Source organism: Gelidibacter sp. (genome assembly GCF_035577925.1).
Taxonomy (GTDB): domain Bacteria; phylum Bacteroidota; class Bacteroidia; order Flavobacteriales; family Flavobacteriaceae; genus Gelidibacter.
The window spans coordinates 1-9,347 of record NZ_DATJCY010000007.1; the positions used below are offsets into that span (position 1 = coordinate 1).

Sequence of the window (9,347 nt, forward strand, 5' to 3'; positions counted from 1 at the left end):
TTTGGCGGTATCATGGATGCTATTGGTGCGCTAGCTACAATTAGTAAAGCCCTCTTAAAATCATTTCATACCACATTCGGTCTTTTTGCGAGTACCGTAGCCAGCTGCTTGACATTAAACCTTACTGCCAGCGATCAATATTTAGCCATTGTGGTACCCGGAAAAATGTATGCACAAGCGTATAAAGACAAAGGCCTAGCACCAGAAAATTTATCCAGGACCTTGGAAGACTCCGGCACCGTTACCTCTGTTTTGGTACCATGGAATACTTGTGGCGCCTACCATAGCGGCGTTTTGGGCGTCGATACCTTGCACTATGCCGGATACGCTATTTTCAACTGGTTAAGCCCATTTATGACCTTGCTATTTGCTGCTTTTAGAATAAAAATTAGACAGCTAACAACAGATAAAAAATAATATCGAATGGAGAGTTGCTCAATAAAATAATCGCAATTCAATATTCGCTTATTGGAATCTGTCATAAGAATCGTTGGATTGTCTTTTTTAAAAATGGTGAAATCAGTAGCTGAGCACTTTACAAAATACACTCTTTACCCGACCTAATTCTACATTTAAAACATTTACAAATTGGCATAATTACCATTTGTATTATCTATGCTAATATAATATTATATAATCAACTCCTATCGCTCTTAGTTTTCAATATTAGGTATTTTTGCACTACAAATAAGTTTAATCTTAAATACATATCATATGTCATTCGTAGGAAAAAAATTCCCAGATTTAAATGTTAATGCAATGAATGAAATGGGCGATACATTCAGCCTAAACGTTCTTAAAGAAGCAACAGAAAACAACAAAAAAGTACTTTTATTTTGGTATCCAAAAGACTTTACTTTTGTATGTCCAACAGAATTACACGCATTTCAAGCAGATTTAGCAGAGTTCGAAAAACGCAATACCATTGTTATTGGAGCATCATGTGACACTGCTGAAGTTCACTTTGCATGGTTAAACACGGCAAAAGATAATGGCGGCATTGAAGGTGTAACTTATCCAATCTTAGCAGATTCTAACAGAAACCTAGCTAATGCTTTAGGTATTCTAGATATTACCAATGAAACATACAACGAAGAAACCGGATTGGTTACTGTTGAAGGCGATAACGTAACGTACAGAGCAACCTATATTATTGATGAAGAAGGAACTGTTGTTCATGAGAGCATCAATCACATGCCATTGGGAAGAAACGTTAAAGAATATCTTCGTTTAATTGATGCTTACACGCACGTACAAGAAAAAGGTGAGGTTTGCCCTGCTAACTGGGAAGAAGGCAAGGATGCTATGAAAGCTACTGCTGTAGGTACTGCAGAATACTTCAGAGCACGTTCAAACTAAGAACGGGTTATAGTAAAATAAATAAGTTCCAGACAAGCCCATTATGGTTTGTTTGGAATTTAAATAATTATCAATAAAAAAATTATGATCAAAGAATTAGAACAAGACAATTTAGGACAATTGGTGTCAGATAATGAGACTGTGGTTGTTCAATATTCGGCGGGTTGGTGTGGAAATTGCAGAATCATGAAACCAAAATTCAAAAAACTGGCCTCTGAAAATGAAAACATGACTTTTGTTGTGGCCGATGCTGAAAAGTTTCCTGAATCAAGAAAATTAGCGACAGTTGACAATCTACCGACTTTCGCAATATTTAAAAACGGTGCTTTTGTAGATCAAGTACAGACCAACAAATTTGAGATTCTAAAAAATTTATTCGATGAAGTTACCAATAATTAAACATCTCACTCAATTTATTGAGGACAATGATGAGGATTTTGTAATAGAAACCATTGAAACCTTAGAGAACCTCACTGAAGTATCGTCACTAAAAGACGAAGAACTTGATGTGATAGGCGAACTGATTTCGAACATGTATGGTGCACTCGAAGTAAATAAAATGGTAAAAGAAGGCAGCTCCAAAAAAGAAGCGTTAAACACCTTTATGTCCCGTGTTTTAGGATCGATAGACAAATAAAAGAAACTGAATTTTTATAAAAAAACCGCTTCATCCGAAGTGGTTTTTTTATTCCATTAATTTTCCCAGAAACAATCTTTATGATCCCAAAAGACACCACTTATTTTGAGGATATCGTATAAATTTTTTGTATCTTTTAAACCCGTAGTGTACAACTTATTAATTTCGAATTATGGTAGATGATAATTATGTAAAAATTTTTTCGGGAACTTTTATTATCGTACAACTGGTTCTAGATAGATTGGAAAGTGTAGGCATTGATGCCATTGTAATAGAAGAATCTGGATCGGCATCCCATGGCTATCAGGAACTTTATGTTGCCAAGGAAGAACTGGACCATGCCATCCCAATTGTAGAATCTGTTAAAGCAGAATTGGAGCTATAAAAAACCCTGATTCATGATCAGGGTTCTATACGTTCTTTTAGTTGATTTTTTATGCGGTTACAGTGTACATTTTCTGTCTAAGTTCTTGGATTTTCTTATCATCCATATACTCGTCAAAAGTCATATAACGATCAATAATGCCATTTGGAGTCAATTCAATAATCCTGTTTCCAACCGTTTGTGCAAATTCATGATCATGTGTAGTTAACAAAACAGTCCCTTTAAAACCAGACAACGAATTATTAAAAGCCGTGATACTTTCTAGATCCAAGTGGTTTGTGGGCTCATCCAGCATCAATACATTAGCTCTCATCATCATCATTCTACTAAGCATACAACGTACTTTTTCACCTCCCGATAAAACGTTTGAAGTTTTAAGCGCTTCTTCGCCACTAAAAATCATTTTGCCCAAAAAGCCTCTTAAATATACTTCCTCACGCTCTTCTTCAGTAGTTGCCCATTGGCGTAACCAATCTACAAGTGTTAATTTATTATCAAAATAGGCACTGTTATCAAGCGGTAAATACGATTGGGTTGTGGTTATTCCCCAAGCAAACTCGCCTTGATCGGCGGTTTCCATGCCATTAAGAATTTGGTAAAATGCCGTCGTTGCCCTCGAATCCTTTGAGTACACCACCACTTTATCATCTTTAGCCAAATTGATATCGACATTTTGGAATAAAATATCACCATCGATAGACGCAGCAAGGTTAGTGACATTTAAAATTTGATCACCCGCTTCTCTATCGCGTTCAAAAATAATCGCCGGATAGCGACGGCTCGATGGTTTTATTTCTGAAATATTCAGTTTTTCAATCATCTTTTTCCTACTTGTAGCTTGTTTAGACTTAGCGACGTTAGCAGAAAAACGTCGAATAAACTCTTCCAATTCTTTCTTTTTATCCTCAGCCTTTTTATTATGTTGTGCGCGCTGTCTGGCCGCTAATTGAGAAGATTCGTACCAAAAGGTATAATTCCCTGAATAATGTGTGATTTTGCCAAAATCGATATCTGAAATGTGCGTACATACCGAATCCAAAAAATGCCTGTCGTGCGAAACTACAATGACGCAGTTTTCATAATTGGCCAAAAAATTCTCTAACCAAGTAATGGTTTCATAATCCAAATCGTTGGTAGGCTCATCCATGATCAGAACATCAGGATTTCCAAATAAAGCTTGTGCCAATAGCACGCGTACTTTTTGTTTTCCATCCAAATCTTTCATTAAGTTATAATGGAATTCTTCCTTGATGCCCAAGTTAGACAACATCGCTGCTGCATCACTATCGGCGTTCCATCCGTTCATTTCTTCAAACTGCACTTGAAGCTCCCCTATCTTATCAGCATTCTCATCTGTATAATTTGCATAAAGTGCATCAATTTCTGATTTCAATTTAAACAATGGCTTATTTCCCATAATTATGGTTTCCAAAACGGTATGCTCGTCGTACAAATTATGGTCCTGTTCCAAAACAGACATTCGTTTTCCTGCTTCAAGATGCACATGCCCCGAAGTTGGATCCATCTTACCTGCCAAAATCTTTAAAAAAGTTGACTTTCCTGAACCATTGGCTCCAATAATACCATAGCAATTGCCCTGATTGAAACTCGTGTTGACTTCATCAAAAAGTACGCGCTTGCCAAATTGAACCGAAAGATTAGAAACTGATAACATAATACTGGATTTTAAATTTGGTGCAAAAGTAGATAAAACATAGCATTTTAAGAAACTTACAACCTTATATTTCAGTACCCGAAATTAATGCTTTTTTGACATTCAAATGGCTAAATACAAAGCAGATAAGTTTGCAACACTGACCTCAGCGAACATTTAACAACGCATTAACAACATAATGCACAAACAAGCTTTAATTTTGTTTCAACACATTCAAACCCAACCTGCATCCATAATTTATCTATTTATGAGAATTTACATGATATCATTAATGCTTTTAGCAACGCTATATAGTTGCAAAAAGAATACTGATAATGATAATTCATATGCCTATTTTGGTGGAGAAATTATAAATCCTACCAATGACTACGTGCTTTTACATTCAGCAGGTACCAATTCTGACACTTTATTTTTAGATAGCAATAATAGATTTTTAACAAAACTAGAAAATTTAAAACCCGGTATTTACACCTTTTCACATGGCGGCGAATATCAGATAGCTTTATTGGAAGGACGTGATAGTGTGATGTTGCGATTGAATACCGCTGATTTTGACGAATCGCTAGTTTTTACAGGTGAAGGCGCAAAAAAGAATAATTTTTTGATCAAGATTTTCCTTCAAAATGAAAAAGACCAAGAAAAATTTATCAGTTTCGCACAACTGACACCAGATCTGTTTGAACGTCATATTGATTCCACTCGCACCGAGCGATTGAACGAGTTTTCTGAGTTTAGCAGTAAAAACCAATTGTCACCGCTCTTTAACAATATTGCTGAAACAAGTATCAATTACGGACTTTACAATGCCATGGAGATGTATCCATTTGGTTATTATGGTTATAGAAACTTAAAAAAACATGAGGAGCTGCCATCAACTTTTTATGACTATCGAAAAGATATTGACTATAATAATACGGCTTTAAGTGATAATTTTATCTACAATAAATTTTTGTATTCGCATTTCAACAATATTGCCTTAAAAGCCTTTTACAATGAGGCTCCGGAAGATGCGATTTTCACACGGCATTCATTAATTTATAACTTGGAAAAATTAAGATTAATGAATGAGCATATTTCTGATGATACCATCAAAAACAAACTGCTTAAATATACCGCAAGAGATTTTATTTCGAGATGTGAAGACTCCACTGAAACGGCGCAAATAATATCGTCCTATCTCGAAAAAAGCACAAATACCGAAGACAAAGATTATATCAAAGGCTTATCGGTCGCATTAAAACAATTGAGGCCTGGCAATGTTATCCCTGATGTTGCCCTTGTTAATTATGACAATAATTTATTTAAGTTAAGTGATTTGATCACCAAACCGACCGTGATTTACTTTTGGTCGTCCAATTTAAAAATCCATTATAAAAACAGTCATTTTAAATCGCAAGAATTGGCAGAAAAATATCCGGATATCGACTTTATTGCTATCAATATTAATGATAGCGATAACAGATATTGGAAAAAGACCTTGAGCGAATTTAATTTCCCTACCAATAACGAATACCAATTTGAAAACCCGAATGCAGGAAAACAAACCTTGGCCATCAATACCATTTATAAAATGATCGTGGTAGATAAGGAGATGCGCATTGTAGATTCATACTACAATATGTTCCAAAAGCGCTTTGAAGATGTACTCCAGAAATTATCTGACAAATAACAAGAAAGGCACCATTTAGGTGCCTTTTCTGTTTAAAAGTATAAAATTCAGGAAACTAGTTTCCCTTTTTAAAATCTGCTAAAAATTTCTCCAAACCGATATCTGTCAATGGATGATTTAACAATCCTGTGATAGAACTCAATGGCCCTGTCATGACATCAGCACCTAGTTTAGCACAATCAATCACGTGCATGGTATGACGAACAGAAGCAGCTAAAATTTCAGTTTCAAAATCGTAGTTGTCATAAATCATCCTAATTTCGGCAATAAGATTCAAACCATCGGTCGAAATATCATCCAAACGACCAATAAATGGCGATACATAAGTAGCACCTGCTTTTGCTGCCAATAATGCCTGACCTGCAGAAAACACTAAAGTCATATTGGTCTTAATTCCTTTGTCACTAAAGTATTTACAAGCTTTTATGCCGTCTTTGATCATTGGCAACTTTACCACAATCTGATCATGAAGTTCGGCCAAAGCTTCCCCTTCTCTAACCATTCCTTCAAAATCTGTAGCAATAACCTCAGCACTAACGTCACCATCTACCAATTCACAAATGTTCACATAGTGTTTCATGATGTTGTCCACACCAGTAATACCTTCTTTTGCCATTAAGGATGGGTTTGTCGTAACACCATCTAAAATCCCCATATCTTGGGCTTCCTTAATTTGCTCTAAATTAGCTGTGTCAATAAAAAATTTCATAAATAATAGTATGTATATAAGTTGTGTTTATCCCGACACTCCGGGCGCGCAAAGTTACAATTAATAATAAGCAATTTAACTGATTTATAATGAAAACATTTCAATATTAAAATTTTGGAATACAGCTATAGTCCATAATGTTTCATCAGCATTTTTTCATAAACCTTATCGGGCAAAATCCGTTTCAATACAATAGAAAATTTCTGCATAAATTCGCCCACCTTATAATGTATTTTTGGCTGTGGCGTATTGATAATGTTAAAAATAGCAGAAGCCATCAACTGTGGATCTTTCCCTGCATCCACATGGGAATTCATCAAATTTAGAGTAGCACCATAAGGCTTTTTATAGGCTGAATTTTCTAATATAGGTGCATGATAACGACCCGCAGCAATGTTGGTTGCAAAATCTCCCGGAGCAACGTTGGTCATCTCAATGTTAAAACCTTTTATTTCCATTCGGAAAGCTTCAGTCAACAATTCCAAAGCCCCTTTGCTGGCACTATAAATACCGCGATAAGGCAACCCCATATAGCCTGCAATCGAAGTTACATTAATGATAAGTCCGGCGTTTTGAGTTCGCATTTGTGGTAAAACTGCTTTAATAACTCGAATAGGGCCAAAAAAATTAGTTTCAAAATTACGTTGGATTTCAGCATCCGGAATTTCCTCTATCGGACCAGTAATTCCAGCGCCGGCATTGTTTATCAATACGTCCAAACGGCCTTGCTTATCGATGACCATCTTAACAGCCTCTTCAATAGATTTTGTGTCAGAGACATCGAGTTTCACCAAGTTGAATTGACTCTTAGAATAACGTTCAGGATTTCTACTAGTTCCATAAACAATAAATCCTTTTTGTGTTAAAAATTCGCCTACAGATTTTCCTATTCCTGACGAACCACCAGTTATCAATACAACTTTCGACATATTCAATTATTAATTTAAGGATGAAAAAGCAACATCATATAAGATGTCAAAAATACAATATAATTCATGTTTGAATTGATGAAAAGAAGAAGAAATCTGAATCCAGATTATTGAAGTGAATGAAATAAATGGATAAAAAAACGACACTTTTGGGAATAAAAAAAGGCAAGCTCCCTACATCACACCGCTACGACCATTTACCTTTGCTGCGTTCCCGCCCTGGAGGATTCAACAGGAGCTGGTTGTGTAGGACTTGCCGGGTGCAAAGATACAATATTTTACTACTTTTGCAATGATTTTATAAACCGAATTTAATTAAATACCTTTCCAAAAAAAATATACAACTTATGTCTTCTACTAAATTTTTCACAATCATTGGTTTAAGCCTTTTGCTTTGGAGTTGTGGCGATACTAAAAATGCTAAAACAAGCAGTTTTTCCATAACAACAAATGCCAAAAATAACACCATTGCGCTAGGAGAAACTTTGAATTTATCTGTGAACAATCCAAAAAACAAAACAATAAATAGTATTTCTTACAAAATAGGAACAGTTTCTGTTAAAGAAAACGCTGAAATTAAAAATTTGCCGTTGGGCGAACATATTCTGACCGCAGTGGTAAATTATGACAATTCTTCGGAAGAAATCACTACAAAACTGACCATTTTAAATGATGTTGCTCCTAAAATTTATAGCTATAAAATTCTGAACGAATATCCGCATGACATTACCTCATATACGCAAGGTCTAGAATTTCACAATGGTATTTTATATGAAAGTACTGGACAATACGGCAAATCTAAATTGCGCAAAACAGATTACAAAACCGGTGAACTTTTAAAAAACATCGACTTGGGCAGTCAATATTTTGGCGAAGGCCTTACCATTCTCAATAACAATATTTACCAATTAACTTGGAAGGAAAACATTGGTTTTATCTATGATTTAGAAACTTTTGAAAGGATCGGAAGCTTTAATTATGGCAAAAGTAAAGAAGGCTGGGGCTTGTGCAATGATGGTAAAATAATTTATAAAACAGATGGTACCAATAAAATCTGGACACTAAACCCAACAACACTTGCCGAGGAAAATTTTGTTGAAGTTTACACAAATACAGGTAAAATTGATAATTTGAACGAATTGGAATATATTGAAGGAAAAATATATGCTAACATTTACCAGCGTAATGGTGTATTGATCATCGATCCAAAATCTGGTGCTGTTGAAGGTGTTATTGATTTTTCGCCACTTCAAAAACTGGTCACACAACACCCTAATTTGGATGTGCTTAACGGCATAGCCTATAATCCAACCACCAAAACTATTTTTGTAACTGGCAAAGACTGGGACAAATTGTTTGAGGTTGAAGTATTTGAAAAATAACTTGTGATAATCAGACTTTAAATTCATTATTCCCGTTCACAACTATTTTTAAAATAACTCGTTTTATTTTAAGAAACTAATAATTATCACATGCAAAGTTTTGAATCTCAAATTACGGTTTCACAAGACGATCTGGACAATCTTAACCATGTCAACAATGTCCGCTATGTACAATGGGTGCAAGATGTTGCAGAAAAACATTGGAACGAAAACGCAACCCCACAGATGCTTTCTGACTATTTTTGGATACTTCTTAAGCACAACATCGAATATAAAAACCCGGCAGTCTTGGGGGATGAAATCCTACTGAAAACCTATATCAAAGAATCTGGTGGCGTGACCTGTGTGCGAATGGTTGAAATTTTCAATAAAAATTCCAACAAACTTTTAGCCGTATCAGAAACAAAATGGTGCCTCGTTTCTCAAAAAAACATGAGACCATCCCGAATTACTGATGAAATAAGATTACTATTTAGTTAAAAAGGATTAAAATAGCTGTTAAAATATCTTAACACCTCACTTTTAAACGTTTAAAAAGATTTAATTTGACAACAACGAATTTTTAAGCGAAGTGACTAAAACTATCCTTCTTTTTTTACTGT

At 35.1% G+C, this 9,347-nt stretch carries 11 protein-coding genes and 1 other RNA gene; 8 read left to right on the forward strand and 4 right to left on the reverse strand.

All coding sequences use genetic code 11. The features are described from left to right. The 5 genes from VNJ50_RS00245 to VNJ50_RS00265 form a co-directional block, all read left to right on the forward strand. Positions 1-417 (forward strand): Na+/H+ antiporter NhaC family protein (locus VNJ50_RS00245; RefSeq protein WP_325577920.1); only part of this gene is annotated, 417 nt, incomplete at its 5' end. A 297-nt stretch (positions 418-714) separates the two neighbouring features. Beyond that, on the forward strand, positions 715-1,359 hold the full coding sequence (locus VNJ50_RS00250) for a peroxiredoxin (protein ID WP_325577922.1): 645 nt from the start codon (positions 715-717) through the stop codon (positions 1,357-1,359). Between the two features lie 84 nt (positions 1,360-1,443). Beyond that, positions 1,444-1,758, forward strand: coding sequence for a thioredoxin family protein (locus tag VNJ50_RS00255; RefSeq protein WP_325577924.1), 315 nt, complete (start codon positions 1,444-1,446; stop codon positions 1,756-1,758). Next, positions 1,739-1,996, forward strand: coding sequence for a DUF6952 family protein (locus VNJ50_RS00260; protein ID WP_325577926.1), 258 nt, complete (start codon positions 1,739-1,741; stop codon positions 1,994-1,996). Before VNJ50_RS00255 ends, VNJ50_RS00260 begins: the two co-directional genes overlap by 20 nt. Positions 1,997-2,168: 172 nt before the next feature. Beyond that, positions 2,169-2,381, forward strand: a complete 213-nt coding sequence (locus VNJ50_RS00265; RefSeq protein WP_325577928.1) for a DUF2007 domain-containing protein — start codon at positions 2,169-2,171, stop codon at positions 2,379-2,381. 49 nt (positions 2,382-2,430) lie between these two features. On the opposite strand, the gene VNJ50_RS00270 is transcribed toward VNJ50_RS00265, so the two are convergent. After that, positions 2,431-4,056, reverse strand: coding sequence for an ABC-F family ATP-binding cassette domain-containing protein (locus VNJ50_RS00270; protein ID WP_325577930.1), 1,626 nt, complete (start codon positions 4,054-4,056; stop codon positions 2,431-2,433). Positions 4,057-4,303: 247 nt separating this feature from the next. On the opposite strand from VNJ50_RS00270, the gene VNJ50_RS00275 reads away from it, so the two are divergent. Next, positions 4,304-5,725: a hypothetical protein gene (locus VNJ50_RS00275; RefSeq protein WP_325577932.1), complete on the forward strand. Its 1,422-nt coding sequence runs from the start codon at positions 4,304-4,306 to the stop codon at positions 5,723-5,725. Between the two features lie 55 nt (positions 5,726-5,780). Here VNJ50_RS00275 and fsa read toward each other — a convergent pair whose 3' ends face one another. The 3 genes from fsa to ffs all read right to left on the reverse strand — a co-directional run bounded on the left by fsa (position 5,781) and on the right by ffs (position 7,622). Continuing rightward, positions 5,781-6,434 carry a fructose-6-phosphate aldolase gene (gene fsa / locus VNJ50_RS00280; protein WP_325577934.1) on the reverse strand — a complete coding sequence of 218 codons (654 nt, stop codon included), beginning with the start codon at positions 6,432-6,434 and terminating at the stop codon, positions 5,781-5,783. A 125-nt stretch (positions 6,435-6,559) separates the two neighbouring features. After that, positions 6,560-7,363: an SDR family oxidoreductase gene (locus VNJ50_RS00285; protein WP_325577936.1), complete on the reverse strand. Its 804-nt coding sequence runs from the start codon at positions 7,361-7,363 to the stop codon at positions 6,560-6,562. A gap of 160 nt (positions 7,364-7,523) precedes the next feature. Next, positions 7,524-7,622, reverse strand: an RNA gene (gene ffs / locus VNJ50_RS00290) — signal recognition particle sRNA small type. 88 nt (positions 7,623-7,710) lie between these two features. Between ffs and VNJ50_RS00295 the strand changes: the two genes are divergently transcribed. Together VNJ50_RS00295 and VNJ50_RS00300 are read left to right on the forward strand one after the other, a co-directional pair. Next, on the forward strand, positions 7,711-8,745 hold the full coding sequence (locus tag VNJ50_RS00295) for a glutaminyl-peptide cyclotransferase (RefSeq protein ID WP_325577938.1): 1,035 nt from the start codon (positions 7,711-7,713) through the stop codon (positions 8,743-8,745). A gap of 90 nt (positions 8,746-8,835) precedes the next feature. Beyond that, positions 8,836-9,225 carry a thioesterase family protein gene (locus VNJ50_RS00300; protein ID WP_325577940.1) on the forward strand — a complete coding sequence of 130 codons (390 nt, stop codon included), beginning with the start codon at positions 8,836-8,838 and terminating at the stop codon, positions 9,223-9,225. The last annotated feature ends 122 nt before the right edge of the window (positions 9,226-9,347 follow it).

Coding starts and splice junctions, on each gene's coding strand:
- VNJ50_RS00250 (WP_325577922.1), top strand. CDS start 715: ATGTCATTCGTAGGAAAAAAATTCCCAGATTTAAATGTTAATGCAATG.
- VNJ50_RS00255 (WP_325577924.1), top strand. CDS start 1,444: ATGATCAAAGAATTAGAACAAGACAATTTAGGACAATTGGTGTCAGAT.
- VNJ50_RS00260 (WP_325577926.1), top strand. CDS start 1,739: ATGAAGTTACCAATAATTAAACATCTCACTCAATTTATTGAGGACAAT.
- VNJ50_RS00265 (WP_325577928.1), top strand. CDS start 2,169: ATGGTAGATGATAATTATGTAAAAATTTTTTCGGGAACTTTTATTATC.
- VNJ50_RS00270 (WP_325577930.1), bottom strand. CDS start 4,056: ATGTTATCAGTTTCTAATCTTTCGGTTCAATTTGGCAAGCGCGTACTT.
- VNJ50_RS00275 (WP_325577932.1), top strand. CDS start 4,304: ATGAGAATTTACATGATATCATTAATGCTTTTAGCAACGCTATATAGT.
- fsa (WP_325577934.1), bottom strand. CDS start 6,434: ATGAAATTTTTTATTGACACAGCTAATTTAGAGCAAATTAAGGAAGCC.
- VNJ50_RS00285 (WP_325577936.1), bottom strand. CDS start 7,363: ATGTCGAAAGTTGTATTGATAACTGGTGGTTCGTCAGGAATAGGAAAA.
- VNJ50_RS00295 (WP_325577938.1), top strand. CDS start 7,711: ATGTCTTCTACTAAATTTTTCACAATCATTGGTTTAAGCCTTTTGCTT.
- VNJ50_RS00300 (WP_325577940.1), top strand. CDS start 8,836: ATGCAAAGTTTTGAATCTCAAATTACGGTTTCACAAGACGATCTGGAC.